Annotated in this window: 27 protein-coding genes; 15 read left to right on the forward strand and 12 right to left on the reverse strand. The window is 32.4% G+C overall.

Going from position 1 to position 26,067, the window contains the following annotated elements:
* Window positions 1–33: 33 nt before the first annotated feature.
* The 5 genes from NYQ10_RS00305 (at window position 34) to NYQ10_RS00325 (ending at window position 5,022) form a co-directional block, all read left to right on the forward strand.
* Window positions 34–1,500, forward strand: a complete 1,467-nt coding sequence (locus NYQ10_RS00305) for a phytoene desaturase family protein (RefSeq protein WP_289878398.1) — start codon at window positions 34–36, stop codon at window positions 1,498–1,500.
* A 3-nt stretch (window positions 1,501–1,503) separates the two neighbouring features.
* Window positions 1,504–2,343, forward strand: coding sequence for a phytoene/squalene synthase family protein (locus NYQ10_RS00310; protein WP_289878399.1), 840 nt, complete (start codon window positions 1,504–1,506; stop codon window positions 2,341–2,343).
* 270 nt (window positions 2,344–2,613) lie between these two features.
* Window positions 2,614–3,054: a sterol desaturase family protein gene (locus NYQ10_RS00315; RefSeq protein ID WP_289878400.1), complete on the forward strand. Its 441-nt coding sequence runs from the start codon at window positions 2,614–2,616 to the stop codon at window positions 3,052–3,054.
* A gap of 43 nt (window positions 3,055–3,097) precedes the next feature.
* Window positions 3,098–3,568, forward strand: coding sequence for an SRPBCC family protein (locus NYQ10_RS00320; RefSeq protein ID WP_289878401.1), 471 nt, complete (start codon window positions 3,098–3,100; stop codon window positions 3,566–3,568).
* A 158-nt stretch (window positions 3,569–3,726) separates the two neighbouring features.
* Window positions 3,727–5,022 carry a cryptochrome/photolyase family protein gene (locus NYQ10_RS00325; RefSeq protein ID WP_289878403.1) on the forward strand — a complete coding sequence of 432 codons (1,296 nt, stop codon included), beginning with the start codon at window positions 3,727–3,729 and terminating at the stop codon, window positions 5,020–5,022.
* Between the two features lie 301 nt (window positions 5,023–5,323).
* On the opposite strand, the gene NYQ10_RS00330 is transcribed toward NYQ10_RS00325, so the two are convergent.
* Both NYQ10_RS00330 and NYQ10_RS00335 read right to left on the reverse strand, forming a co-directional pair.
* A complete protein-coding gene (locus NYQ10_RS00330) occupies window positions 5,324–6,628 on the reverse strand; it encodes an ABC1 kinase family protein (RefSeq protein WP_289878404.1) in 1,305 nt (434 codons plus the stop codon).
* A complete protein-coding gene (locus NYQ10_RS00335; RefSeq protein ID WP_289878405.1) occupies window positions 6,628–7,287 on the reverse strand; it encodes a TetR family transcriptional regulator C-terminal domain-containing protein in 660 nt (219 codons plus the stop codon). The genes NYQ10_RS00330 and NYQ10_RS00335 overlap by 1 nt, the downstream gene beginning before the upstream one ends.
* A gap of 98 nt (window positions 7,288–7,385) precedes the next feature.
* Here NYQ10_RS00335 and NYQ10_RS00340 point away from each other — a divergent pair, with 98 nt between their 5' ends.
* Entirely contained in the window at window positions 7,386–8,297 is a 912-nt protein-coding gene (locus NYQ10_RS00340) for a TIGR01777 family oxidoreductase (RefSeq protein WP_289878406.1), read from the forward strand.
* Here NYQ10_RS00340 and NYQ10_RS00345 read toward each other — a convergent pair whose 3' ends face one another.
* The 4 genes from NYQ10_RS00345 to rmuC all read right to left on the reverse strand — a co-directional run bounded on the left by NYQ10_RS00345 (window position 8,298) and on the right by rmuC (window position 11,591).
* Window positions 8,298–8,867: a YceI family protein gene (locus tag NYQ10_RS00345; protein ID WP_289878407.1), complete on the reverse strand. Its 570-nt coding sequence runs from the start codon at window positions 8,865–8,867 to the stop codon at window positions 8,298–8,300.
* A gap of 196 nt (window positions 8,868–9,063) precedes the next feature.
* Complete coding sequence (locus tag NYQ10_RS00350) at window positions 9,064–9,459, reverse strand: VOC family protein (RefSeq protein ID WP_289878408.1); 396 nt, start codon at window positions 9,457–9,459, stop codon at window positions 9,064–9,066.
* Window positions 9,460–9,500: 41 nt separating this feature from the next.
* Window positions 9,501–10,049, reverse strand: a complete 549-nt coding sequence (locus NYQ10_RS00355) for an acyl-CoA thioesterase (protein ID WP_184167200.1) — start codon at window positions 10,047–10,049, stop codon at window positions 9,501–9,503.
* Window positions 10,050–10,217: 168 nt separating this feature from the next.
* Window positions 10,218–11,591, reverse strand: coding sequence for a DNA recombination protein RmuC (rmuC, locus tag NYQ10_RS00360; protein ID WP_289878410.1), 1,374 nt, complete (start codon window positions 11,589–11,591; stop codon window positions 10,218–10,220).
* Between the two features lie 185 nt (window positions 11,592–11,776).
* Between rmuC and NYQ10_RS00365 the strand changes: the two genes are divergently transcribed.
* From NYQ10_RS00365 to NYQ10_RS00385, 5 genes are read left to right on the forward strand one after another with little or no spacing between them, the layout of a single operon-like run.
* On the forward strand, window positions 11,777–12,652 hold the full coding sequence (locus NYQ10_RS00365; RefSeq protein ID WP_289878411.1) for a protease complex subunit PrcB family protein: 876 nt from the start codon (window positions 11,777–11,779) through the stop codon (window positions 12,650–12,652).
* Window positions 12,653–12,659: 7 nt separating this feature from the next.
* Complete coding sequence (locus tag NYQ10_RS00370) at window positions 12,660–13,058, forward strand: hypothetical protein (protein WP_289878412.1); 399 nt, start codon at window positions 12,660–12,662, stop codon at window positions 13,056–13,058.
* 51 nt (window positions 13,059–13,109) lie between these two features.
* Window positions 13,110–13,661 carry an RNA polymerase sigma factor gene (locus tag NYQ10_RS00375; RefSeq protein ID WP_184167212.1) on the forward strand — a complete coding sequence of 184 codons (552 nt, stop codon included), beginning with the start codon at window positions 13,110–13,112 and terminating at the stop codon, window positions 13,659–13,661.
* The gene (locus NYQ10_RS00380) at window positions 13,658–15,283 is read left to right on the forward strand and encodes a hypothetical protein (protein ID WP_289878414.1); all 1,626 of its coding nucleotides are present in this window, start codon (window positions 13,658–13,660) and stop codon (window positions 15,281–15,283) included. Before NYQ10_RS00375 ends, NYQ10_RS00380 begins: the two co-directional genes overlap by 4 nt.
* Window positions 15,284–15,331: 48 nt before the next feature.
* On the forward strand, window positions 15,332–15,856 hold the full coding sequence (locus tag NYQ10_RS00385) for a MepB family protein (RefSeq protein ID WP_289878415.1): 525 nt from the start codon (window positions 15,332–15,334) through the stop codon (window positions 15,854–15,856).
* A 54-nt stretch (window positions 15,857–15,910) separates the two neighbouring features.
* On the opposite strand, the gene NYQ10_RS00390 is transcribed toward NYQ10_RS00385, so the two are convergent.
* From NYQ10_RS00390 to NYQ10_RS00400, 3 genes are all read right to left on the reverse strand, one after another.
* A complete protein-coding gene (locus NYQ10_RS00390) occupies window positions 15,911–19,327 on the reverse strand; it encodes a T9SS type A sorting domain-containing protein (RefSeq protein ID WP_289878416.1) in 3,417 nt (1,138 codons plus the stop codon).
* Between the two features lie 306 nt (window positions 19,328–19,633).
* A complete protein-coding gene (locus tag NYQ10_RS00395; protein ID WP_289878417.1) occupies window positions 19,634–20,386 on the reverse strand; it encodes an SDR family NAD(P)-dependent oxidoreductase in 753 nt (250 codons plus the stop codon).
* Between the two features lie 155 nt (window positions 20,387–20,541).
* A complete protein-coding gene (locus NYQ10_RS00400) occupies window positions 20,542–20,916 on the reverse strand; it encodes a hypothetical protein (protein ID WP_289878418.1) in 375 nt (124 codons plus the stop codon).
* Between the two features lie 152 nt (window positions 20,917–21,068).
* Here NYQ10_RS00400 and NYQ10_RS00405 point away from each other — a divergent pair, with 152 nt between their 5' ends.
* The 4 genes from NYQ10_RS00405 to NYQ10_RS00420 all read left to right on the forward strand — a co-directional run bounded on the left by NYQ10_RS00405 (window position 21,069) and on the right by NYQ10_RS00420 (window position 23,039).
* A complete protein-coding gene (locus tag NYQ10_RS00405) occupies window positions 21,069–21,275 on the forward strand; it encodes a hypothetical protein (RefSeq protein ID WP_289878419.1) in 207 nt (68 codons plus the stop codon).
* Window positions 21,276–21,320: 45 nt separating this feature from the next.
* Window positions 21,321–21,893, forward strand: coding sequence for a pseudouridine synthase (locus NYQ10_RS00410; RefSeq protein ID WP_289878420.1), 573 nt, complete (start codon window positions 21,321–21,323; stop codon window positions 21,891–21,893).
* Between the two features lie 68 nt (window positions 21,894–21,961).
* On the forward strand, window positions 21,962–22,420 hold the full coding sequence (locus NYQ10_RS00415; RefSeq protein WP_289878421.1) for a tRNA (cytidine(34)-2'-O)-methyltransferase: 459 nt from the start codon (window positions 21,962–21,964) through the stop codon (window positions 22,418–22,420).
* 31 nt (window positions 22,421–22,451) lie between these two features.
* Window positions 22,452–23,039, forward strand: coding sequence for a hypothetical protein (locus tag NYQ10_RS00420; RefSeq protein ID WP_289878423.1), 588 nt, complete (start codon window positions 22,452–22,454; stop codon window positions 23,037–23,039).
* On the opposite strand, the gene NYQ10_RS00425 is transcribed toward NYQ10_RS00420, so the two are convergent.
* The 3 genes from NYQ10_RS00425 to NYQ10_RS00435 are packed head-to-tail and all read right to left on the reverse strand — an operon-like array spanning window position 23,026 to window position 26,029.
* Window positions 23,026–23,802 carry an ABC transporter ATP-binding protein gene (locus NYQ10_RS00425; protein WP_289878424.1) on the reverse strand — a complete coding sequence of 259 codons (777 nt, stop codon included), beginning with the start codon at window positions 23,800–23,802 and terminating at the stop codon, window positions 23,026–23,028. The two genes, NYQ10_RS00420 and NYQ10_RS00425, sit on opposite strands and share 14 nt — an antisense overlap.
* 54 nt (window positions 23,803–23,856) lie before the next feature.
* Window positions 23,857–24,885: a FecCD family ABC transporter permease gene (locus NYQ10_RS00430; RefSeq protein WP_436836300.1), complete on the reverse strand. Its 1,029-nt coding sequence runs from the start codon at window positions 24,883–24,885 to the stop codon at window positions 23,857–23,859.
* 1 nt (window position 24,886) lies between these two features.
* A complete protein-coding gene (locus NYQ10_RS00435) occupies window positions 24,887–26,029 on the reverse strand; it encodes an ABC transporter substrate-binding protein (protein ID WP_289878425.1) in 1,143 nt (380 codons plus the stop codon).
* Window positions 26,030–26,067 lie beyond the last annotated feature (38 nt).

A 26,067-nucleotide genomic window follows, 5' to 3' on the forward strand; every position in this document is an offset into this window, starting at 1 on the left:
TTTGTTTAAGTTTTTCTTATATTTGTTAAACAAATGAGAAAAACTATCCAAATAATAGGTTCTGGCTTCTCTTCTTTAGCAGCCGCGTGTTACCTTGCTAAACAAGGAAACGATGTTACTATCTACGAAAAAAACCAAACAATAGGAGGTCGTGCAAGACAATTTAAAAAGGACGGTTTTACTTTTGACATGGGACCAAGCTGGTACTGGATGCCAGATGTTTTTGAACGTTTTTTTCAAGACTTCAACAAAAAACCTTCTGATTATTATGAGCTTATAAAATTAAATCCAGCTTACAGAGTATATTTTGGAATTAATGATTTTATTAGCATCTACGATAATCTTGAAGAAATAAAATACACATTTGAAACCATCGAAAAAGGAAGCGGTCAAAAACTGCAAAACTTTATCGATCAAGCCAAAAGCAATTATGATATTGCGATTAAAGATTTGGTATATCGTCCTGGGGTTTCTCCTCTCGAATTAATTACTAAAGAAACAGCCTTAAAACTCAATCAGTTTTTTAGTAATGTTAGTTCTGATATACGCAAGAATTTCAAAAACGAACGTTTAATTCAGATTTTAGAGTTTCCCGTTTTATTTCTTGGTGCAAAACCAAGCAAAACTCCCTCTTTTTATAATTTTATGAATTATGCCGATTTTGGTTTAGGAACTTGGCATCCGAAAACCGGAATGTTTGATGTTGTTCGAGGAATCGAGAAATTAGCTCTAGAACTTGGCGTAACAATTAAAACCAATTCATTAATTGAAAAAATAATCGTTGAGAACAAAACCGCAAAAGGAATTGTTATTAACGGCGAAACCATAAAAGCAGATATCGTTTTAAGCGGTGCCGATTATCAGCATTCTGAAACTTTACTCGAAAAAGAACACAGAATGTACGGAGAAAAATATTGGGAAAGCAGAATTTTTGCTCCATCTTCTCTCCTATTTTTTGTTGGTTTTGATAAAAAAGTAGAAAACATTTCGCATCACGCTTTGTTTTTTGATGTCGATTTTAATCAGCATGCTGTTGATATTTATGACAATCCAAAATGGCCCGACTCTCCTTTGTTTTATGCCAATTTTCCGTCGAAAACGGATAAAACTGCTGCTCCAGACGGAATGGAATCTGGATTTTTCCTAATTCCGCTTGCGCCCGGAATTGAAGATAACGAAACAATAAGAGAAGAATATTTTGAAAAGATAATTACTCGTTTTGAACAACTTACACAGCAAAAAATAAAAAATAACATTATCTTTAAGAGAGCATTCTGTAAAAATGATTTTGTGACAGATTATAATGCCTACAAAGGAAATGCTTACGGAATGGCGAATACATTAATGCAAACGGCTTTTTTAAGACCAAAATTAAAAAGCAAAAAAGTCAAGAATCTGTTTTTTACAGGACAATTAACGGTTCCTGGACCAGGTGTTCCGCCTGCTTTAATTTCAGGAAAACTAGCAGCTGAATTAATTCAAAAATCATTAAGATCTTAAAAAATGAAATCACTATTCGACGCCGTTTCTTTCAAATGCAGCAAACTTGTTACTAAAAGTTACAGTACTTCATTTTCACTTGCTGTAAAAATGCTTTCGCCAAGTATTCGTGATGCTATTTACAGTATTTACGGGTTTGTACGTTTTGCAGATGAAATTGTTGATTCATTTCATGATTATGAAAAAGAATATCTAATCGATGATTTCGAAAAAGAATATTATAAAGCAATGGAATTGGGCATTAGCTTAAACCCAATTCTAAATTCTTTTCAGCATACTGTAAAAGAATACAATATAACAGATGATTTAATTCAGGCATTTTTAAAAAGCATGAAAATGGATCTCATAAAATCAAATTATCAAACGCAAACAGAATATATTGATTATATCTACGGTTCTGCTGATGTTGTCGGATTAATGTGTTTGAAAGTTTTTGTTTCTGGAAAAGAACATAAATACGAACAATTAAAAAACGAAGCCATGCGTTTGGGTTCTGCTTTTCAGAAAGTAAATTTTCTTAGAGATTTAAAAGATGACAATACGATCTTAAACCGAACTTATTTTCCTGGAATTAATTTGAACAATTTCAACGAAGATTCTAAAAATCAAATCATTAAAGAAATCGAAGAAGATTTCCGAATTGCATATCAAGGAATTGTAAAATTGCCGATCGAAGCAAAATTTGGTGTTTACACGGCTTATGTTTATTATAGAAAATTACTCAAAAAACTAAAAAACACACCATATTATGAAATCGGAAATTCGAGAATTCGGGTTTCTAATTATACAAAAGCGGGACTTTTAGCGCAGTCTTTTGTGACTTATAAATTGAAGTTGGTATAAATTAATTCACTTTTGCCATTTCTATTACGCCAAGAATTTCACCGCGGTAAAAGCAACAGTTTGTCATTCCGAGGAACGAGGAATCTTCGCGAGAAGCTCGACAAAGATTATCACCTAAGATTACGGAGTTACTTGTGAAGATTCCTCGTTCCTCGGAATGACAAGATTGGAGAAAACCAAATAAAAAAATCTTTAGAGTCAAAATCTTTTAATCTAAAGCTAAACTCAAAAACAATTAAATAATACTTTTAATAATTCAACATATATAAAATGATTTCTTTTTTAATCTTTTTAGGCGTTTTTCTTTTTATGGAATGTGTTACGTGGCTGACGCACAAATATGTCATGCACGGATTTATGTGGTATTTTCACGCCGATCATCATCAACCGAAATACGAAAATACTTTTGAGCGAAACGATATTTTCTTTGTCATTTTTGCCACTCCGAGTATTATCCTATTTTATTTTGGAGTTCAAGGCGGATTTAATTATTTGTTTTTTATAGCCTGCGGAATTACACTTTACGGTATTTGTTATTTCTTAATTCACGACGTATTGATTCATCAGCGTTTTAAATGGTTTAAAAACACCAAAAACAAATACCTCATCGGACTTAGAAAAGCGCATAAAATCCATCATAAACATTTACAGAAAGAAAAAGGAGAATGTTTTGGAATGTTGTTCGTGCCTTTTAAATATTATAGGATGTAAAACTATTTGTGTTTATCGTCTAAAAACAATTGACTTTACAAAGATGAAATTATATAAAATAGTAACCATACAACATATTAATGCAAGTGTAGAAGACTGTTGGGACTTTTTTTCTAGTCCAAAAAATCTGCAAACCATTACGCTTGATAACATGAATTTCGAAATTCAGGATTATGATGATAAACGAATGTATCAAGGACAGATTATTACGTATACTTTAAAACCGCTTTTCGGAATAAAAATTTCATGGGTTACCGAAATTACCGCCTGCCAAGAAAATGAGTATTTTGTAGATATTCAGCAATTTGGACCTTATAAATTATGGCATCATAAACACTTTTTTGAACGCACTGAAGATGGCGGAACCAAAATGACAGACATTGTTCATTACGCACTTCCATTCGGATTTCTTGGAAGAATTATGAATAGATTAGTTGTTAAAAACAAACTAAAAAGCATTTTCGATTATCGATACAATAAAATCGAGGAATTATTTAATTCTAAAAACGCTTAAAAATTCAAACACATAGAAACATAGATTGTAAATCTATAAAAGGCGTTTCACTTGCATACAAACACATAGCTATGTGTAAAGAAACTAGTTTCTTTTTAATTAACTTCTAAAGAAAACAAAATCTATGTCTCTATGTGTTTAAAAAATTATAACCAACAATGACAAAACAAAAAGTTACCTTTTTCTGGTTTAGACGCGATTTGCGTTTAGAAGACAATACCGGATTATTTCATGCGCTACAATCAGATTTTCCAGTAATTCCAGTATTCATTTTTGATGAAGATATTCTGGAACATCTTCCTAAAAATGATGCAAGAGTAACTTTTATTTATGATTCGTTAGAAAAAATAAATTCTGAATTAAAGAAATTTGATTCTTCAATCTTGATTAAAAAAGGAAAAACAAAAGACGTTTGGAAATCGCTTATTGACGAATTTGACATTCAAAACGTATTTTTTAATAAAGATTACGAACCTTTTGCTATAAAACGCGATGAAATAATTTCAGATTTATTAAAAGAAAACAACATCGAATCTTTTTCATTTAAAGATCATGTAATCTTCGAAGAAAAAGAAATTACAAAAGCAGACGGACTTTCGTACACGGTTTATACGCCTTATAAAAATAAATGGTTAGAAAAATATCGTTTTTCAGGTTCGATTCCAGAAAATGATTCGACCTCATTTCAAACAAATTTTGCAAAAAATAATTTCAAATTTCCTGATTTATCTGAAATCGGTTTTGAGAGAAGTTTGATTAAAGTTCAGCCACATAATTTAACGCAAATTGCCAATTATAAAGAAACAAGAGATTTTCCTGCTTTAGACAGCACGTCTTATCTTTCACCACATTTGCGTTTTGGTACAGTCAGCATTCGAAAATTAGTGAATTGGGCAAACAGAAAAAATCAGACTTTTTTAAGCGAATTGATTTGGAGAGAATTCTTTATTCAAATATTATTCAGTTTTCCGAATTGTGTTAATCATAATTTCAAATCTAGTTATGACGGAATTCAATGGCGAAATAACGAAGAAGATTTTAAACGCTGGTGTTCAGGAACAACTGGATATCCAATGGTCGATGCTGGAATGCGTCAACTAAATGAAACGGGTTATATGCACAATCGTGTTCGTATGGTCGTTGCAAGTTTTTTATGCAAACATTTACTAATTAACTGGCAATGGGGCGAAGCGTATTTTGCCGAAAAATTATTAGATTTTGAATTGGCTTCTAATGTCGGAAACTGGCAATGGGCAGCAGGAACGGGTTGCGACGCGGCGCCGTATTTCAGAGTTTTTAATCCAGAAATTCAGCAAAAGAAATTTGACGAAAAAGGAGAATACATTCGCAAATGGATTCCAGAATTTGATTTCGGATATGCAGAGCCTATGGTCGATCATGCTTTTGCAAGAGATCGAGCGATTGCAACTTACAAAAAAGGGATTTTGAAATAAAGTTTTTTGTTTCAGGTTTCAGGTTTCAGGTTTCAGGTTTCAGGTTTCAGGTTTTTACTGGATGCTTAATTATTGTTTCACGCAGATTTATGCACAAACTTGTCATCCTGAGGAACGAAGGATCTTCGCAAGTAGCTCCTCAATCAGAATCGACAATCTTTGTCGAGTTACTTGTGGAGATTCCTCGTTCCTCGGAATGACAAACTGGACGAAAAAAAAACTTTGTCAAAGTTTTAAACTTTGACAAAGCTCTATACATAAAGTTGAACCAACTTGAAACTTGAAACCTGAAACAAAAACCTTAATATTTCAAATAAGCGTCAACAACGATTTTAGCTTTCAAGTCGAACATTAAATTATAAAGTCCGAAGAAAGTACGGTTCATGTAGATGAAGTGCTTAGAACCACGATTTCCATTCATTTTTTTCAAGTTTGTATCTGCTGAGAAACGTTTTCCTAATTCGGCAATTGCGTTAAAGAATTCTTCATCAGCAAAATCGAAAGTTTCATTTTGGAAAGGTTTCGTAAAAAGTGATAATAATTCATGAAACATTTCGGTAAAATATTCAATTTCCGCAGGCGTATCATCTGGACGAAGAATTTCTAATTCGAATAATTTATCGTTGAAAAGCTTTGCGTCGGTAATTACATTTTTATTAATTAATTCGAAATATGGCGTATAAAATTCTTCAGGAATTTGTTTCATACAACCAAAATCTAACGCAATTAATTGATTTTGATCATCAACCAAAAAATTTCCAGGATGTGGATCTGCGTGTACTTTTCGCAAAACATGAATTTGATACATATAAAAATCCCAAAGTGCCTGACCTAACTTATCGCCAACTTCTTGATCTGTATTTTTTGCAGTAAATTCAGAGAGATGAATTCCCGTCATCCAATCCATTGTAATGATTTTCTCTGATGAAAATTCTGGATAGTAATTTGGAAAAGTAATATTTTCAATTTTACCGCAAGCGTCAACAACTTCTTGACTTTGTTTTAATTCTAACAAATAGTTAGTTTCTTCAATCAGTTTGTCTTCAACTTCTTTAAAATATTTATCAGAATCTTTTCCTTGCAGGTTAAACATTCTAATGGCAATTGGTTTTACCAAAGCTAAGTCTGAAGAAATACTATTGGCGACACCCGGATATTGAATTTTAACAGCCAGTTTTTTGCCATTTTTCTTTGCCAAATGAACCTGACCGATACTCGCCGCATTTACCGAATTCGGATTAAACTCATCAAAAATTTCGTAGGGCGTTTTACCAAAATTAGTTTTGAATGTTTTTAAAACCAAAGGAGCCGAAAGCGGCGGAACAGAGAACTGCGAAAGCGAAAATTTCTCCACATAAGCCTGCGGAAGAAAATTCTTGTCCATACTCAGCATTTGCGCTACTTTTAGTGCGCTTCCTTTTAAACTTTTTAGTCCGTCGTAAATATCTTCTGCGTTATTTTCGTTCAATTTATCACGGCTCAAGTCTGGATTTACAACTTTCTCAGCATAATGTTTTATGTAATTTACGCCAATTTTTGCTCCAGTTTGAACCAATTTTCCTGCTCTTTCTATTTTTGAGGTCGGAATATAATCGATTGTTTTCATTATCTGCTGTGTATTTTTTCTTTAAATAGAAATTTTCCAAAATCTATTAAATGATTCATTGGTGCAACATTCATCAATTCAAATGAAGCGTTAACCGATTTTTCGATAAAAATATCTGTTTTTTCAAAAGCTGCAGATTCATCTTCCATCCAGAATTTAATTGTTAGCATTAACTGCAACCAGGAAGATTCTTGAATAGCTTTTTCCTGAAATTTCTGAAATCTTTCTTGTTCTAATCTGTAATCGTCAGTTAAAATTTCAGCAACATATTCTTTAAAACTATTTCTAAGCGTAGTTAATTGCACCAAGTTTTTCAGCGGATTTCTATCGATTTTTAGTGTTTGCAAAACATAACTTCTATTTGCAGTAAGAATTTCGAAGAAAGTAAAATAAAAACTTAGCATTTTATTTTTCATATCATATCCCTGATATTCTTCATTTTTGTGAAGAAGATTGACTGTGTTTTCAAAAAACAATCGAAATATTTCTTTTTCTAAACCTTCCAATGTTCCAAAAAAAGAATAAAACTCAGCTTCAGTAAAATCATTTTCTTTAGCAAAATGATAAACCGATTTTGGTTTTTGACCTTTTTCTAAAACCTCATCCATATATTTTGAAACGATATCATCTTTGGTAATTACCTTTTTTTTAGTCGTCATTTTATTAAAATTTAGAATTTGGTATAAAGGTAAACATTGTTTAACTACCTTTACTCATAACCAAACGCAATACACTGTTAAATATATTATAAACTATTATGTCTCAAAACGTTCTATTAACTGGAGGAAGCGGCTTCATTGGAAAATATCTAACAGATATTTTAATTGAAGCTGGATTTTCTGTATCCGTTTTGAGTCGTTCTGATAAAGAAGATACTGCAAGAGTAACCTTTTATAAATGGGATTTAAAGAAGAATTATATTGACGAAAATGCAGTTTTAAACGCAGATTATATTATTCATCTTGCCGGCGAAGGAATTGTAGATAAAAGATGGACGAATAAAAGAAAAAAAGCAATTTTAGAAAGCCGCACAAAACCGGTCGATTTAATTTTTTCTGTTTTAGAAAAACACAATAAAAAACTCGAAGCTTTTGTTTCAGCATCTGCTGTTGGAATTTACGGCGCTTTTACTAGTCATAAAATTTGCAAAGAAGAAACGCCTCCAGCAAATGATTTTTTAGGAACCGTTTGCCAAAAATGGGAAAGCGCCGCAGATAAAATTGGTTCATTAAATATCAGAACCGTTAAAATAAGAACTGGCATCGTTTTAGGAAAAGACGAAGGTTTCTTAAAAAAAATGACTCCATCTTTTAAATCTGGTTTTGGTGCCATTTTAGGTTCGGGCAAACAATACCTTCCTTGGATTCATGTTGAAGATTTATGCCATATTTATTTAAAAAGCCTTCAAGACACACAGCTTGAAGGCCCCTATAATGCTTGTATTACAGACAATACAACAAACTCTAGGCTTTCTAAAATCATTGCCAGAATTTATGGATATTCAATCTGGCTTCCTAAAGTTCCTCCTTTTGTACTAAAAATTCTTTTAGGAGAAATGAGCATCGTAATTCTGACTGGACAAAGAGTTTCTTCAGAAAAAATTCAGCAAATTGGTTTTGAATTTCAAGACTCCGATTTAGAAAAGACTTTAATAAATTGTTTGAAATAGTTATTTTAAAACCGCAAAACGTACCTCATCGCTATGCACAATTCCCGTTAATGCGGTATTTGCCGTTTTAGAGATTTTAGCCGCGATAGAAGCTGGAATACGAATATTAAAATCGGAAAAAGAAATTGGAAAATCTGAAATTACCTGAATTCCTTCTGGAACACGTTTAATTAAAGCATTTACTATAATCTCTTTTGATTTTCCTTTTAAGTTTAATTTCCCTTTAATTTGATAAGGCTTTTCAATTTCATTGATATCTTTCAAATCAAATTTTTCTATTTTGCCTTTAAAAACCGCTTTAGGATAGCGATTACTTTCCATATAATTTTCGTTAAAATGCTCTTGCATTAAATCTAGCTTAAAACGAAAATCTTTGATGGCAACAGTACAGATAAAAGTACTGGATTTAGGTTCTAAAAGAATAGAAACCTGTCTGTTTACAGCTTTTACTTCTTCAAATAACGGAACAGAAGCTTCGAAATTTACAGTTCCCGAATTGGTAAAAAATTTGTCTTGGGCAAGGACAGAAATAGCGGTAAAAAATAAAAGTAAAAAGGTAGTTGTTTTCATAATCGTCTACAGTTAAACAATTATGTCATTCTATTTGTTTTCATTAAATGAATTTAAAAAAAATAGAACGGCAGTACTCAGTGAAAAAATTCCGTAACCCAATTGTTATACTTAAAGTTACGGAATTTTTGCTTGCAAAGTTTTGAAACTAATGCTAAATATTTGTGAATATTTTTTGAGTGAAATGTTTCTCTAACTAACCTTTTACTTCTGTACAAATCTCAATTAAAAAACCATTTAAATCTCTCACATAAGCCACAACTTGTCCCCAAGGTTTTTCTACAGGTTCTGAAACAATTACTGCTCCAAATGAAGTTGCTTTCTGTAAAACTTCTGGAACATTTTCTACAATAAAACCTATTTCTATTGCAAAAGGTTTATCTTCTAAACTGCTTTCGATAAAACCATCTTTAAAATTGCTTTCTGCTAGTTTTTTTGAAGCAAAAGAAAGTGATGTTTCTCCAGTTATCAATTCGCCATAATCATTGTCTGGCGAGATAAATTTTCTCGAAAAACCAAAAGCATTTTCATAAAATGAAATCGATTCTTCGACATCTTCAACGTATAAAATTGTATATCCAAACTTTATCATAATTTCTAGTCTTTAATGTGTTTCACATAAATATAAGAAATTTAACTGATTTCTAGTAGCACATTATACTTTTCTAAACTTGCTAAATCTTCGATAGAATTAATACTCGCCAATTTTTCGTGTTCTTCGACTTCCTTTCTAACTTCGATATGCTTAATTGCTTTTCTAAAACGGCGAACTTCTTGTAAATTAGATAAAATCAGTCCAGGAACTTGCACACTTTTTCCTTCTTTGTCTTTGGCAACCATTGTAAAATAAGACGAATTACAATGCTTAATCACACCTGTTTGAATGTTTTCTGCTTCAACACGAATTCCGACAACCATAGAACTTCTTCCGACATAATTTACAGAAGCTTTCATGGTTACTAATTCTCCAACTTCAATTGGTTTTAGAAAATTTACCGTATCTACCGATGCCGTTACGCAATAATTACCACTAAACTTAGATGCCGAGGCAAAAGCAATTTGATCTAGCAATTGCAAAATATATCCTCCGTGAATTTTTCCGCTAAAGTTAGTGTGCGACGGAAGCATTAATTCTGATATGCTCACTTTTGATGAAGAAACGGGTTTAAAATCTGTACTCATGTTTTTGTTTTTTTGGTGTGTAGTTATTTTTAAACACATAGAATCATAGCTTTTCTATACCATTAAAGGCGTTTCAATTGTATTAACAAACATAGCTATGTGTTAGAAACTAGTTTCTTTTTTAATTCTTTAACAGAAAAAACATCTACGTTTCTATGTGTTTAAATTTTAATTTAATAATTCATTTTCATCTGAATTTATGGCTCTTGCAATAATATTTTCAGGAAGCGATTTTTTTGCCTTTGCTCCCATTTTTTTCAATCTTTCTACGCTCGAAATCAGATTTCCTTTCCCGTCAACCAATTTGTTCATCGCGCTTTCGTATTCTGTTTTAGTGTCTTTAATTTTATTTCCAATACGAACTAAATCAGACACAAAACCTTCAAATTTATCGTATAATGCGCCGGCTTGTCTTGCAATCTCAAAAGCATTTTCCTGTTGTTTTTGATTCGTCCACATACTGTCAATCGTTCTTAAAGTTGCTAAAAGTGTACTTGGCGTGACAATAACAATATTTCTATCGAAAGCTTTTGTGTATAAAGCGGGATCTTCGTTTAAAGCAATGGCAAATGCAGGTTCCATCGGGATAAAAAGCAGAACAAAATCTGGACTTTCTATTTGATATAAATCGTGATAATTTTTGCTTCCAAGCTGTTCTACGTGTCTTTTTATAGAAATTACGTGTTCTTTTAATAATTCTATTTTTAATAATTCCGATTCTTCATTTACCCATCTTTCATACGCAACAAGCGAAACTTTCGAATCGACAATCATTTTTTTACCGTCTGGAAGATTGATTACAACATCTGGAAAAACGCGATTTCCTTCGGCATTGGTAAAACTTTGCTGTACTTCGTATTCTCTTCCCTTTTCTAAACCAGATTTTTCAAGAACACGTTCCAGAACTAATTCGCCCCAATTTCCTTGCATTTTAGTATCGCCTTTTAATGCTTTTGTTAGATTTAAGGTTTCTTTGCTCATTTGAGCGTTCATTTCGCTCAAACCAATAATCTGCTGACGAAGCGCGGCGTGATAATCGATACTTTCTTTATGAGTTTGATCGACTTTTTGTTCGAAAATGTGAATTTTGTCTTGAAGTGGCAACAGAATATTTTTCATATTCTCGCTGTTTTGTTCGGTAAATTTTGCCGATTTTTCTTCGAGAATCTTGTTGGCTAAATTTTCAAATTCTTTGGTAAATTTTTCCTGAAGTTCGTTGATTTCGTTTTTTTGCTCTTTATGTCTTTCCCATAAATTTTCAAAATCAACTTCTTTTTTAGAAAGCTGAATTGCTAAACTGTCTTTTTCTGTTCTAATGTTTTCTTTTTCAGTATTATTTAATTGCAATTGTTTCTGAAAATTATTTTTTTCATTCTCAAATTGCTCTTTTAGCATTAACAATTGATTGTTTAATGCCTGTAATCTTTCTTCAGAAATTGCCTTTTCTGATTGGTTTTTAGACGCAGAAAGCAACTTTCCTACGTACATTCCGATGAATAACGCAATTACAAAACCCAACAAAAACGGTAGATAATCTAACATAACTAAGTTTATTTTACGTAAAAGTACGCAATAATACGTAGTACTTAGTTTTTAAAATAGAAATTTCACGAATTAAGAATTAATCCAAACTAAATCAACAATTTATTTTTCAAAAAAAATTATTCCGCAACGCAACCTTTTTTCAAAACGCTTATCTACAAGATATAACCTATTACAAAAGATTCATGAAAAAATTAATGCTTGGCTTATTTGTAGCCTTTGGAATTAGTGCTTGCTCTCTTGGAGATGACGCTAAATATGCAGATTGTGGTGACAATACAATTGTAGAGTTTACAGGATTTCCTTTATTGTGTAACTATAATGTAAAAACACCACCGCCTACTGCTGCAGTAGCTGTAGTTAATACTCAAAAACAAATGGACGCTCTTTTTGAAAAACACGACAATAGCTGTGCTGTTAGCAGTGATCCAAATATAGATTTTACAAAAAACTTTTTAGTTGGTGTTTTTGCAGGTCCAAAGCCTACAACAGGTTTTGCTTTAAAAATCATTTCTATTATAGAAAACAATTGCCAAATCATAGTTAATTATTATGAAAAATCGCCTGCTCCAGGAGAAAACGTGTCACAAACAACAACAAATCCGTTTGATGTCGTTTTAATTCCAAAAACATCAAAACCATTTATTTTTATTAAATCAACTGAAAGTCCTGACAATATGATTATTGGAAATTACTCTAATCAATGTACTGGTGCAGATTGTCAAAAATTCTTCCAAATAAATGATTATAACACTTTGAAATTCTTAAACGTTGCAGCTGGACAATACGATTTTAGCCAATACAAATACACTCCAACTATCAAAAAAGGTGAATATACTTTATTGTTAAAAGATGTTCCTGGAGAAATTCTAGCACTTAAAGGACAAACTAAAACATACGGTAATCCAAATGAGTCTGCTCAAGGCGGTGTTTATTTTGAGTTGAATCAAAGCGCTGTTATTACGAGAGTTTATATTGATAATGCAGATACTGCAGATCAGAGCGCAGCAATTAAAGCTTTCAAAAAAGTAATCCAAGATAAAATAACTAGCTTAAAATAATCCAATTATGAAAAAACTTTTTATATCATTTATCGTCTGTTTTCTTTTTACAACAGTATATTCTTTAGATGCTTCTAAAGTGGCTTCAGGATCAATAGTAAATACTTGGACTTGGGAAAAATCTATCGGCGGAAATGAAAACCCGTATGTGGCAACTCCAAAAACGATTGGATTTAATAAGAAAATCATCTTTACATCTGAAGGAAGGGTAATTACTTATAAAAATAATGTTGAAATTAGAAATAGTGCTTATCAAGTAGAAAAAGGAATTGGTATTTCGGATCAGTCAGAACATGATCTAATTTCGTTCGAGGGTAAAACTTATGTAATAGAAAACCTTGACAATCAAAACCTAACAATTGTGTCAAACGATCAAGATGGTGCTCGAACTATTTTTAAAAGATAGTTTTGTAAACTATTATAAACTATTTTTGCAAAATCAAATTTGAACCATTTCTTGAAAGACGACGTAGAAAAATATATCAAACTGTGCATGAAAAATGACAGAGAGGGACAACTGAAAATATATCAGTTGTTCTCTCCTGTTTTGTATGGAATATGTTTGAAATACATGAAAAATGAAGACGATGCCAAAGACGTTTTTCAAGAAGCTTTTGTAATTGTTTTTCAGAAAATAAGCCAATATAAATTTGAAGGAAGTTTTGAGGGTTGGATGAAACGAATTTTCATTAACAAACTGATCGAAACTTTGAACAAAAAGAAAAAAGAAAGTTTTTTTCTGGATGTTTTTGATCCTGATACCGATTTTGTCGAAGAGGAAGAACTAGAAGTTATTCCGATGGAACAAGAAAAGTTACTGGAATATATACGGGATTTGCCAGATCAATATCGAACGGTTTTTAACTTGTATGTTTTTGAAAAAATGAAACACAAGGAAATAGCCGAATTACTGAAAATCTCAGAAGGAACATCAAAATCAAATCTAAACCGCGCCAAACATATTTTACAAAAGCGAATTTTGAGTATCAAAAATTTTAAGACAGCATGAAGAAGCACAAAATAGAAGATATTTTTTCATCAATGGAAGACTTTTCGAGTGTTCCGCCGCCAGAATTATGGGGGCAGATTGAAGAAAAATTAAACAAACCTAAAAAGAAGAAGAGAGCAATTCTTTGGTGGTCGGCTGCTGCATGCTTATTATTGGGGCTGCTTCTGCCTTCAATTTTACATTTTACTGGTTCACCTCAAAATAATAACCTAAATAATGGCGGTTTCGAAAATAATAGTGTAGTTCTTGACAACAATAAAAATCAGAATAACAAAAAAACATCTGATGAAAATGCTGACAAAACTTTAGATACAACAGCAAATGAGGTTTTATCGACAAAAAAACAATTAGATAATAAACAGCTTAATCAAAACCAAGAAACTGCTGTTGCTCATTCGGATTCAAAAAATAAGGAAAAAAATAGCAATTCTAAATCAGAAGATAAAATCAATAGAAATACTCCAAATCAAAATTTCTCAAATCAGAATTTTATCGCTTCAGAAGAAAAGTCAACTGCCAATTCTTCTGCAAAATCTCCTTTAGAAAAAAACAAAAAAACTGCTGCTAAGGGAATTTCTGAAGAAAGAATTGCTTTTGGAAAACCTAGTAAATTTAATTCGACAACACCGAAACAGCTTCCAAATTCGATTTTTGAAGAACAATTGGCTTCAAAAAACAACAAAAATTTTACTCTTAATAGCAATAATGCTTTTGCAAGCAACAATGCTGCTAACCAGAATTTGAATAATCTTAAAAACAATGCTGCTGATAAAACTGTAAACGGTATTATAAAAGAAAATTCAAAATTTGGAATGCCTTTAACCAAACAAGATTCTGTACAGCTTGCAGAACTTCAAAACTTAGAAAAAGGAATTTTGCCTTTGGAAGAGAAAAAGGACAAGAAGGACAAAAAAGATAAAAAACTGAATTTAAACGAAAGATGGGCCGTGGCTGTTTTTGCTGGTGTTGCTAGTTCTGAAAACACTAGAAATGAAAAAACTTTAGGTAACGTAAATGATTCTAAACAATCGAATTCATACGGAGTTAAAACGAAATATAACATTAGCAATAAATGGGCGGTTAGCTCGGGACTTAAGTTTAATGAGTTAGGACAAAGTGTTGCCAACGTTTCTTATGTAAGTGCTAAAAACAATACTCTTTTTGTACCAGATGCAAGCGCTACAAGTTACACTAATGCTGCGCCAGCGGGAACAAATTCAGAGTATATTTTAATCTCAAACAGTACCAAAGAAGCTTTAAAAAGTGATAATGTGCAAAGCGGAAAATTAGATCAGAATTTAAGATATATCGAAATGCCTCTTGAGGTTTCTTATTCTATTTTTAATAGAAATAAAGCGAGCATAAATTTAAATACTGGAGGTTTTGTTGGAAGGTTAATTTCGAACAATGTTGCTTTAGATGGTCATAATATTGGACAAAATACAACTGCAAACGATTATGTTTATGGTTCTACTTTGAGCAGTACGGTTCAATACCGTGTCTACAAAAAAACCAATGTTTTTGTTGAACCTGCGGTGAATTATTATATTAATCCATTAAACAATCAGTCTTTCAACCAGTTTCAGTGGGGTTTAAATTTTGGTTTAAATGTTTCTTTCTAAACTTAATTTGTAGTACTTTTCAGAAAAAAAAAATAAAATTCATTTTTCATGGACTTTACAATTTCTGAAATAAATTCAAAATCAATTTCAAAAGACTTATTTAATGCTAAAGAAGTTGTTTTTGATAAAGCAAGTTTAGAATTGGCTAATCTTCAAAAAGAAGACGAAAGTGACGAATATAGTGCCTTTCGCTTTTCTTTAAACAATAAAAAAATCTGTTATAGAGAAGCCAAAATAACGCCAACTAAAACAGGGCAATTTGTTACTTTATGGAAAAGAAATAAAACAGGAATTATCGAACCTTTTGATTTTTCTGATGCAATAGATTTTGTAATTGTAAGTGTTCGAAAAGGAGAGAATTGGGGACAATTTATTTTCCCTAAAAAAACTTTACTAGAAAAAGGTATTTTTTCAACAGAAAAGAAAGAAGGAATTAGAGCAACACGCGTTTATCCATCTTGGGACGAAACGACAAGCAAACAAGCTCAAAAAACACAAAAATGGCAATTGGATCACTTTTTTGATTTTAGAAATGAAGTTGATTTCGATAGACTAAAAAAAATATTCGCATAAAAAAAGGCAGTCTTAAAATGACTGCCTTTCTTTTTTATCCTAAATCAGAGATTATTATTTTTTGATAATCTTATCTTTAAAAATTACTTTGTTATTTTCGGTAACTGTGTAAATATAAAATCCAGAAACTAAATTATGAACAGACATTACCGCTGTACTGATTTCAGATTCGTTTGTAACATTAATTGGACTTCCAATTACGTGTCCGTTAATATCGTAAAGTTTGATTTTTAAATCTCTTCCTTGTGTCGTTGGCACATCAAAATTAACAACATCTGTTGCAGGATTTGGATAAGCACGCACGACATATTTGTTTTTACCTCCAAAATCAGGAACAGCCAGAACATCTTGTTTCAATTCAAAACGCGCAATTACAGGTCCGTGATCTGACGTTGTTGTGGTATAACTTGCAATATCATTACGAGGATCATAAACCGCAGTTGAATTTGCAATATAATCGTCTAACAATTCATTAGAAATTGTAATGTGATCTAAGAATCCGCCTGAACTTAAGAAACTGTAAGCACCAGCTTGGCTGATTTCTAAAGTAAGGGCTTTGTAATTATTAGTATCATTTACAAAAGCTTCATAAGAAGAAGGTTGTCCGGCAATTACAGAAGCTTTTACATCGTCATTATAATCTCCTAAAAGAATAATATTTGAGTTTGCATAATGTGCATCTAAACTGTCTTTAAGAACTTGTGTATCGTATTTACGCATGTTATAACGAGAAATATCTGTTCCGCTGTTGGCACGTGCGTGAAGATCAATTAACTGAATTTCATTTTTAACTCCATTAAGATTCGTTTCTAAAGTTACCATATAAGGCAAACGTCCAGATGAGAAGAAACTGCTGTTTGTACCTCCAGGATAATTCGCAAGCGTTTTTGTTCCAGCGCGCAACTCATCATAAAAACCTTTAAACATTACTCGAGTTTTCTTTAATGTTGTTGTTTTTGTATTATAAAGAACAACTAATTTTTGTGGTGGAAAAGTTGGATCTGAAGTTGGATCCCAAGAATACGACCAAGAAGTTGAAACCGTTTTTTCGAACGTTTTTCCGTTTACGTTTATTTTCGTAATTAAAGCATCAATCTGAGCATCGCTAGAAACCTCTTGAACAACATAAACATCTGCGTCTAATTTATTCATCACCTTAGCTACGTTTTCTAACTGTAATGTTTTGTCGGCTGGACCGTAAGCTGCTGTTGGCGCACCAAAGAATTCTAAATTATAAGTAACAACATCAAAAGTATCTGCTTTTGGTAAAGAAGAACCTGTTAGTGAACCAATTTGTTTACTTAAAGAAGTTCCTGTCACGGTAAGTGTTCCAGCAATTTTTAATTCTTTTGTAGTTGGAATAAATCTTGCATAAAGAGTTGTTCCTGCTGCAGCGTTTGCAGACGAAATTAGTATACTTGAAGCAAAAGAAATATTATCTAATGATAGTTGATATGAAGCTGGAGCTGTTAATGTTAAATCTCCGTAACCATCTGCTTTAAAAGCAAAAGATTGGCTTGTAGAAACTGTATTCTGAGCTACATCGCCAAAATCTAAAACAGGATTTGAAGCCACGTAACCCGATTCGTTGGTAATGGCAAAATCGTCAAAAGACCATTCAGAAGCATTATTAGTTCCGCCAGCTGTAGTTTCGTAAACCCAAGCCAAATAAGTATGATCTGTTTTATAATTTCCTAAATTGATAAACTCAGATTTCACATAACTTCCTGTAACCGTTGGGAAATTTCCATCAATTTCTGTCCAAGTTGCTAAAGCAGGATCACTTACACCATCATAATTTGTAGAAACCATTAATTTTAAAGATGGTCCAGCATAAAATTTACGAGAATAGAAAGACAATAATGGGAATTGCCCAAAGCTGTCTAAACGCATTTTTGGAGAAATCAACCAATCTTTACTTGGTACATTCGTATCTGAGAAACCATTTACAAGAACTGCACCAGTTCCTGAATTTACATTTCGTGTTACATTTGTGTATGTCCATTTATTTAAAGGTCCAGAAACATTATATTGTGTCCATCCGCTGTTTGAAAGCACATTTGGATCGTCAAAATTTTGAATGTAAGGATTGGTTCCAATTCCAGAAACAGCAACCGTTTTACTTAAAGCACCAGTTGTTTCTTGAGTTATTGTTCCTGATAAAATACCAGCAGCACTTGGCTTAAAACGTACATATACTGTTGGAGTTGCATTTGAAGCAAAATCTACAGCATCATAAGAAACAGAAGACTGAAAAGTATTATTATCTTTTGAAACTGTATAATTAGCCGTTGCTGTTACAATTACTGGAGCATTAATATTTGTTCCTTTAATTTGATAATTTAAACTAGCCGAATCTAAATTTTGTTCTACACTTCCAAAGTTAAGCGTTGCACTCGTAGTTCTTATAGATGGTATTAAAATACTTGCCGTTGTTACATCTAATTTATTAACTGTCGCTTGAAGATTTTCAGAAGCATCTTTAGAAACAGAATAAACTGTATAAGCTGTATTTAAAGTTAAACCTGTAAAGATTTTAGAATATTCTAAAGATTTATCTGCAATATTCAGAGATCCAGACTGTAAAGCCACAGCTCCAGTTGCATCTAAACCAGCTTTTACTTGCGCCACAGTTGGTTGTGCGCTTCCAGAAGCAGTTAAAACGAAATAGGTTTTACCTGTTTCATTTAATTTACTAACAAAGTCAAAACCATCAGATAAAACTTCAGCAATTTTCGGATAACCAGATTCGTTAACTGGAGGAGTTGTATCTCCTCCAACTTTAATATTATCAATTGCAAAAGATGGTCTAGAACCTGCACCAGAATCTTGCCTTGAAATCCATCTGATTTGAACCACTTGCTGATTATCACAATCCGCAGGCAATGTAATTTTAATAGTTTTTAAATTTTGAGGTGTAGTAATCGCAGTAATCTGCTGATCGACAGTATTACTGTAAACCGTTTCTGCTATAGAAGTAAAAGCAGCTGTTGTTCCTACACGGTATTGTAATACCAATTCGTTAATACGGCTAGAAACAGGGCTTCCAGGCAATCCATAAGGATTACGAATTGTCATCGCATCATACTGAACCTGAACAGCAGTTTGTCCTGTAGTAGAAAATGCTAAAGCAATAGTTAAATCTAAAGAGCTACTATTTAAGAATCCAATTTTACCATCATAATTATGAAAATTTCCACTTGTAGTTGCAGCGGTACTGCTCGCATTAAGTTGTCTGTCTGCTCCAGGCGTAGCACTTGTATTGAAGCTAGCGCTAGGACTTGTAGAAGCTGTCCATCCTCTAAATCCAACTGGCAAAGCCGTAGCCGTCGCTAGCAATCCAGTAAAGTTTTGAGAATAAGGTAATGTTTGAACTTCTGGCATGGTTCCCTGAGCAAAAATATTTCCAGAAAAGCAACCTATCAAACATAAAAAAGCCAAGAGTTGGCGCGAAAAGTAAAGTTTTTTCATACTGTTAAGGAATAGAGTTTTTAGAAGTCAAATTTATCGCCTTTAAAGTTAAGCCAACATTATAAAACTATAAACTTAATGCATACTGTTTTATCAATATTATCTAAAAAAGCTTAACACTATATTAAAGATACTAAAATAAAATCAACCAAAAAGCCTATAAACCAAATAATATTCAAAACAGCACAACTACCAAACCTTTCGTAATGATTCCGTTTTTCTTACAAAAAGACAAACCTCTATTCAATAAAAAAGCAGTAAACTTTTGCTTACTGCCTTCTCACTTTGTTATGTAGTCTAAAAAAATTACACTGCTGTATAACCTCCGTCGGCTATAATATAACTTCCAGTTGTAAATGATGATTTATCAGAGTTTAAGAAAACTACCAATTCGGCAATTTCTTCGGCAGTTCCTAAACGGTTCATTGCCGATTTCGCCGCAACGGCATTCATCATATCTTTATTTAAATTGTCTTTTAAAAGCGCTGTTTCAATATAACCGGGTCCAACGGCATTACATCGAATATTTTTTTGAGCATATTCGACTGCAATATTTTTTGTCAAACCCACAACACCATGCTTACTTGCTGTATAAGCAACACTATTTGGAGCTGCAACTTGTCCGTGAATAGATGCGATGTTCACAATGCTTCCTCCTCCATTTTTTTCCATTTGTTCTAATTGGTAACGGCAAGCATAAAAAACACCGCTTAAATTAAGCGCTATTACTTTATCCCAAGCTTCTGGCTCATATTCTCCGGTTGGTTTCGCTGGCCCGCCCATTCCAGCGTTGTTACACGCAATGTCAAGTCGCCCATATTTTGAAACCGTAACCTCAACCATATGCTTATTATCTGCTGCGCTCGACGAATCTCCTTTTACAAAAAAAGCTTCTCCGCCTTTGTCTTTTATATTTTTTACGGTTTCTTCACCGTGCTCTACATTAATATCAGATACCACAACTTTTGCTCCTTCTCGAGCGTATGCTTCTGCAACTGCGCGTCCGATTCCTGAACCGCCGCCAGATACAAATGCTACTTTGTTTTCTAAAAGTGACATATTCTTAAAATTTAAATTGTTCCCTCTAATTTACGAAGATTTAAAGGGATACTGAAGTCTTAAGAAGAGTTTACAATAAGATTAACGCTTACCGCTAATGTTATGTTATTTGATATTAAAATGACCTGATTTTGATGAAAATTTCGTATTGTATATTAATCCTCTTCATCCAATTTCATATTCCCTCTGTCTTTATGACTTTCTGGATTTGAATTCGGATATCGATTTGGTGTTATATCAGAATTTCGATCTTTGTTTTCTACAGTCTTCTTGGCTTCTTCTTCTGTAGAAACACCTCGATTTGCATTTGGATTTTGAGAATCCGTTTTTGATATTTTTGATTTAATATCTTCGTTTTCGTTTCTTGCCCTTTCTACAATTTTTTTATCGCCGTCTTTATCGCTAACCAATTCTTTATTCAGTTTTGCGTCTTTTAAATCTTCATCGTGCGAAACGTTTTTTCCTTTAGATTCATCTATATTTTTTTGCGTTCCGTTTATCTTTTTCGTTCCTAATTTATTTGTTTCCATGGCATTATTCTTTTGAGTTTCTTACATAATATTACGAATTAAAATTTTTAAAACTAAGTGCTTTAACATTGCTTTTAGTTTATAATGGCTCGTTTTTCATAATTCACTATCTTTATTTACAACATTTTACGATTTAACCTAAATCTTAACTTATGAATTTCTTCCAAATCAAAACCAGCTGGTCAAATGCCGAATTCATTCTAATCAAAATTTGTATGGCTTCTATCTACATTTTTGTTGGAAGTTATTTTCATGAATTCTTCCAAAATTATTATTGGGCTTTAATCGAAATTTTTGCTTTTACAGCAATTTGGTTTGTTTATCAATGGATAAAGAAAATGAAATCTCAAAAGCAGTAATTCGTTTTAATTTGAGAAACCAACTATCTTTGCAAAAAATTAAAAATGCACAGACACTTCATTCTTTTTAAACCTTACGGCTATTTAAGCCAATTTATTTATGAATTAAAAAGAAAGAAAAAGCTTTTGGGCGAATTACACGATTTCCCGGAAGGAACAATGGCAATTGGAAGATTAGACGAAGATTCTGAAGGTTTGCTCTTACTGACGACTGACGGAAATATGAGTGAACTTGTTCGAAGCAAAAAAGTCGACAAAGAATATTATGTTCAAGTTGACGGCATTATTACTCCCGAAGCAATTGAAGAATTGCAAAAAGGTGTAAAAATCGGACTTGACGGAGGAAAATACAAAACAAAACCCTGCAAGGCCTTTATTGTAACAGAAATTCCTGATTTTGGAGCAAGAGCCAAAAAAATTAGAGACGAACGTCATGGTCCAACTTCTTGGGCATCGATCACAGTTAGAGAAGGAAAATTTCGTCAAGTTAGAAAAATGACCGCCGCAGTTGGTTTTCCCACACTTCGCTTGGTTCGCGTACGAATAGGAAATGTATATTTGCAAAACTTAAAAGCCGGAGAAGTTCTTGAAGTTTCCGATTTTAAATTAGATAATTAGAAAATGTGCCTATTTAGATAATTTTTGAAACTTGAAACCTAAAACTTGAAACCTAAAAACTCAAAAAAATGCTAAACGTAGTTCTTGTAGAACCTGAAATACCAAATAATACTGGAAATATTGGAAGATTGTGCGTAGGTACAGAAAGCCGACTTCACTTAATTCATCCGTTCGGATTTGTTATTAATGATAAAAATCTAAAACGTTCTGGATTGGATTATTGGGTGCATCTTGATGTAACCGAATATCAAAATGTAGAAGAATGGATTGCGCAGATTCCTGATCATTCTCGCGTGTTTTTAATGAGTTCGCATTCTGATAAATCCTATTTAGAAAATGAATTTCAGGATGGAGATTGGTTAGTTTTCGGAAAAGAAAGCGTTGGTTTAAGCAAGGAATTCATGGCGAGATTCGAAAATCATTTAACGATTCCGATGTCGCCGCTAATTCGCTCTTTTAATATTGCTAATTCTGTTGCTTTTGTAGTTGGCGAAGCGAAGAGACAAATTGGATTGAAAAAGATTTAATTGTTTAATCGAGAATAATAAACTTTATATCATGATTCAAACATTATTGTTTAGCTTGGAATTTATATTAGTAGATTTTTTTTCTACTTATGGAATAATTATTATCATTTGCTTACTTCTTTCAATATTTATTAAAAATCCAATTCTTCAAAAAATTAATGATCAATCAAAGCGTTTCATTACATTTATTGGAATTGCTTATTTAATTGTCTTCCTTCTCGCAACAATTATTGAATTAAACATTTCAGATGAGGAAAGTAATTTTTTTTTGCTAAACAGAATGTTTGGTAAATATTGGTTTGGATTTTGGCTTCAACCGTTACTTTGGTTCTCTATGAGCCAACTTCTTAGAATTAAATCAATCCAAAAAAGTATTCTTTTAAAACTAATTTTCAGCTTTTTCTTTATTATATCAATTGAGAAAATAGTAATCATTGTCACATCTTTCCATAGAGACTACTTGCCAAGCTCCTGGACCATGTCTACATATTCTTATTCTTCAAATCTATTTCTTGAGCTATTAATTAAATTTTCAATCTTTCTGATTTCTGCTGTTTTTTTTATGATGATTACTCAAAAAATCAATGATTGGAAAACAATAAAAACTAACTCACAATAAACTTCCCTTTTTCAGCATCAAAAACAATATTTTCATCTTTAAATAAATTGCTGAAACTTCCATTAGAAATTAAATTACAAGGCTGATCTTGTGTAATATTTTCTGGCGTCATCATAATCATTTCATCACTTAATTGAATGGCAAGATCAATATCGTGCGTAGAAAACAAAATGCATTTTTGAGTTTCTTGCGTTAGCTTTTTCAATAATTTGAACAAAGAAACTTTATGAAGTAAATCTAAATGTGTTGTTGGTTCATCTAAAATAATTAGCGGCGTATCTTGTGCCAAAGCTCTTGCAATTAGCACTTTTTGTAATTGTCCGTCGCTAATTTGAAAATGCTTCTTTGAAGCTAAATGTTCAATTTGGGTTAATCGCATTGCTTCTTGAACTTTTGCAACATCTTCTTCAGATAATTTGTCAACCCAATTTGTGTAAGGCTGACGACCAAGTGCCACTAATTCAAAAACCGAAAGATTACTTGGAGGCAGTTTTTCTGTTAAAACCAAACTTAAATTTTGTGCTAATTCTAAAGGTTTATAATTCGAAATCTCTTTTTCATTCAAATAAACATTTCCTGATAATGTTTTTTGAATTCCGGTAATGGTTCGCAATAAAGTTGATTTTCCAATTCCGTTTGCTCCGATTAATGTAATTAGTTTTCCCGAAGCTAAACTTAGATTCAGATTCTCAGCAATAGTCGTAACACCTTTCTTGGATTTGTATCCGATATTTAGATGCGACGTAGTTAGAATTGATTTCATTTTAAAGGTGCTAAGGTTCTGGGATGCTAAAGTTCTAAATTTTTATTTATCTAATTATTGAAAATTTCTCTTTCTAACCAAAAGCCAAATAACAACAGGCGCCCCAATAATAGACGTTATCGCGTTAATTGGAAGCGTAACATCGAATCCTGGCATTTGTGAAACAATATCACAAAACAACATGATAATTGATCCGAAAAATAAAGTACTCCAAAACAATATAGTATGATTACTGGTTTGAAAAGTCAGTTTTGCGATATGCGGAACTGCTAATCCGATAAAAGCAATTGGTCCAGCAAATGCCGTTATCGCTCCAGATAAAATACTTGTTGCAAATATGATTATTAATCGAGCTTGTTTAAAATTTAATCCCATGCTTTTTGCATAGTTTTCTCCTAAAAGTAAAGCATTTAATGGTTTAATGCTTTTCGCGCTCAAAAGCAATCCGATTAAAACGCAGAAAGTCAGAATTCCGATTGTCGACCACGAAAGATTTCCTAAACTTCCCATTGACCAAAATGTAAATTTCTGAAGCTGTTCTGCCGTGCTAAAATAAGTTAAAACACTTACAATCGCGGTTGTAAAACTTCCAAACATTAATCCAACAATCAAGATTGCCATTGTGTCGCGTAATCGCTGCGAAACGACTAAAACCAAAAGCAATACCAAAGTACTTCCGAAAGTAGAAGCCAGAACAATTCCGTACGATGATAATGCAATTACACTTAAAAACGAAGGCAGAAATCCTGCGCCCAAAATAACAAAAGCAACTCCTAAACTCGCGCCCGAACTTAATCCTAAAACATAAGGTCCAGCAAGCGGATTTCGGAATAAAGTCTGCATTAAAAGTCCGCTTATTGAAAGTCCGCTTCCGACTAAAACAGCCGTAATCGCTTTTGGCAAACGATAATTAATGATAATATATTCCCAAGTTGATTTTGTTGCTTGCCCTCCAGTTAAACTGACAAAAACATCTTTTAGCGGAATCGTAACAGAACCTAAACTAATGCTCGCAAAAAACATCAGCAAAAGACCTAAAGTCAAAACAGCAAATAAAATGGTATTTCGTTTTTTATTTGCCAAATTAATTCAGTTTTGATGCAAAAGTAAATTCGTAACTTGACAATAAATCAGGATGAAAAATTTTGATATAATCTTTCAAAACTAGATCTGGACGGCTTGGTGCTAATTCGTAATAAACCGTTCCGCCAGTTGCGCCCAATTTACCTTCAAAATTGTAAACGCTTTTATTTTTAAAAGCATCAAATTCTCCATAATGCGGATTCGCTTTTTGCAATTCATCTAAACTTTTAAATGAACCAGAAGCAATCCAAACATTGGCAGTTTTAGCTTTATCCAATACTTTTTCAAAAGACAAACCTTCACTTCCACTTCCTTTTAAATCTGCCCATAAATAATTTGCCTGAGCATCTTTCATAAATTGTGCAACCCAACTATTTCCTTTTGCAACATACCAAACATCTTCATACATAGAGCCGTATAATACTTTTGAAGTCGCAGGTTTATCTTTAACTAACTTTAAAGCTTGATTATAACTTTCTACAATTTTATCAAAAAGCTCTTTTGCTTTGTCTTCTTTTCCAAATAAAGCCCCGTAAAGCTTGATCCATTCTGCTTTTCCAAGTGGAGATTGCTCCATCCAATCGCCTTGAATTAAAACATTTAAGCCGCTTTTTTTCAGATTATCCAACATCGGATTGTTATTATCAACTCCAAAAGTCACTATCAAATTTGGTGCTAATTCTATTAATTGCTCGATATTCAATTTTTCATTTTGTCCAACATTTTTCACAGAACCTTTGTCAATTAAAGCTCTTGTTTTTTCTGAAGAAATATAGTCTGTGTGCGGAAAACCAACTAATTTGTTTTCTACTTCAAGCATTTCTAAAAACGGAATATTTGTCGTAGAAGTTACTACGACAGATTCTAGTGGAACTTGAATAGAAGTGTAAGACAGAAGACTATCTGGAACTTTTGCATCTTTTTCTTTTAAAATATACTTGAAATCTTTATCTGAATTAGGCCATGGATTTGAGACTGTTACAACAGAATAATCATCATATTTTAAAATTGAAAGTCCTGATGCATATTCAATACTATTTTTAGTATTCTCTATTTTTACGGTTTCAACTTTTTCATTCTTCTTACATCCAATAAGGATAAAAAAAGTTGCTGTAAAAATCATTTTAGGAAAAAAATATCTCATGGTTTCGGTTTTGGATGGCACAAAGGTAAAGTATTTTT

Origin of the sequence: Flavobacterium johnsoniae (assembly GCF_030388325.1) — a bacterium.
In the GTDB taxonomy this organism is placed as follows: domain Bacteria; phylum Bacteroidota; class Bacteroidia; order Flavobacteriales; family Flavobacteriaceae; genus Flavobacterium; species Flavobacterium johnsoniae_C.

What these genes read in the sequence shown, in the direction of transcription:
- NYQ10_RS00305 (WP_289878398.1), top strand. Translation starts at nt 34, where the DNA reads ATGAGAAAAACTATCCAAATAATAGGTTCTGGCTTCTCTTCTTTAGCA.
- NYQ10_RS00310 (WP_289878399.1), top strand. Translation starts at nt 1,504, where the DNA reads ATGAAATCACTATTCGACGCCGTTTCTTTCAAATGCAGCAAACTTGTT.
- NYQ10_RS00315 (WP_289878400.1), top strand. Translation starts at nt 2,614, where the DNA reads ATGATTTCTTTTTTAATCTTTTTAGGCGTTTTTCTTTTTATGGAATGT.
- NYQ10_RS00320 (WP_289878401.1), top strand. Translation starts at nt 3,098, where the DNA reads ATGAAATTATATAAAATAGTAACCATACAACATATTAATGCAAGTGTA.
- NYQ10_RS00325 (WP_289878403.1), top strand. Translation starts at nt 3,727, where the DNA reads ATGACAAAACAAAAAGTTACCTTTTTCTGGTTTAGACGCGATTTGCGT.
- NYQ10_RS00330 (WP_289878404.1), bottom strand. Translation starts at nt 6,628, where the DNA reads ATGAAAACAATCGATTATATTCCGACCTCAAAAATAGAAAGAGCAGGA.
- NYQ10_RS00335 (WP_289878405.1), bottom strand. Translation starts at nt 7,287, where the DNA reads ATGACGACTAAAAAAAAGGTAATTACCAAAGATGATATCGTTTCAAAA.
- NYQ10_RS00340 (WP_289878406.1), top strand. Translation starts at nt 7,386, where the DNA reads ATGTCTCAAAACGTTCTATTAACTGGAGGAAGCGGCTTCATTGGAAAA.
- NYQ10_RS00345 (WP_289878407.1), bottom strand. Translation starts at nt 8,867, where the DNA reads ATGAAAACAACTACCTTTTTACTTTTATTTTTTACCGCTATTTCTGTC.
- NYQ10_RS00350 (WP_289878408.1), bottom strand. Translation starts at nt 9,459, where the DNA reads ATGATAAAGTTTGGATATACAATTTTATACGTTGAAGATGTCGAAGAA.
- NYQ10_RS00355 (WP_184167200.1), bottom strand. Translation starts at nt 10,049, where the DNA reads ATGAGTACAGATTTTAAACCCGTTTCTTCATCAAAAGTGAGCATATCA.
- rmuC (WP_289878410.1), bottom strand. Translation starts at nt 11,591, where the DNA reads ATGTTAGATTATCTACCGTTTTTGTTGGGTTTTGTAATTGCGTTATTC.
- NYQ10_RS00365 (WP_289878411.1), top strand. Translation starts at nt 11,777, where the DNA reads ATGAAAAAATTAATGCTTGGCTTATTTGTAGCCTTTGGAATTAGTGCT.
- NYQ10_RS00370 (WP_289878412.1), top strand. Translation starts at nt 12,660, where the DNA reads ATGAAAAAACTTTTTATATCATTTATCGTCTGTTTTCTTTTTACAACA.
- NYQ10_RS00380 (WP_289878414.1), top strand. Translation starts at nt 13,658, where the DNA reads ATGAAGAAGCACAAAATAGAAGATATTTTTTCATCAATGGAAGACTTT.
- NYQ10_RS00385 (WP_289878415.1), top strand. Translation starts at nt 15,332, where the DNA reads ATGGACTTTACAATTTCTGAAATAAATTCAAAATCAATTTCAAAAGAC.
- NYQ10_RS00390 (WP_289878416.1), bottom strand. Translation starts at nt 19,327, where the DNA reads ATGAAAAAACTTTACTTTTCGCGCCAACTCTTGGCTTTTTTATGTTTG.
- NYQ10_RS00395 (WP_289878417.1), bottom strand. Translation starts at nt 20,386, where the DNA reads ATGTCACTTTTAGAAAACAAAGTAGCATTTGTATCTGGCGGCGGTTCA.
- NYQ10_RS00400 (WP_289878418.1), bottom strand. Translation starts at nt 20,916, where the DNA reads ATGGAAACAAATAAATTAGGAACGAAAAAGATAAACGGAACGCAAAAA.
- NYQ10_RS00405 (WP_289878419.1), top strand. Translation starts at nt 21,069, where the DNA reads ATGAATTTCTTCCAAATCAAAACCAGCTGGTCAAATGCCGAATTCATT.
- NYQ10_RS00410 (WP_289878420.1), top strand. Translation starts at nt 21,321, where the DNA reads ATGCACAGACACTTCATTCTTTTTAAACCTTACGGCTATTTAAGCCAA.
- NYQ10_RS00415 (WP_289878421.1), top strand. Translation starts at nt 21,962, where the DNA reads ATGCTAAACGTAGTTCTTGTAGAACCTGAAATACCAAATAATACTGGA.
- NYQ10_RS00420 (WP_289878423.1), top strand. Translation starts at nt 22,452, where the DNA reads ATGATTCAAACATTATTGTTTAGCTTGGAATTTATATTAGTAGATTTT.
- NYQ10_RS00425 (WP_289878424.1), bottom strand. Translation starts at nt 23,802, where the DNA reads ATGAAATCAATTCTAACTACGTCGCATCTAAATATCGGATACAAATCC.
- NYQ10_RS00435 (WP_289878425.1), bottom strand. Translation starts at nt 26,029, where the DNA reads ATGAGATATTTTTTTCCTAAAATGATTTTTACAGCAACTTTTTTTATC.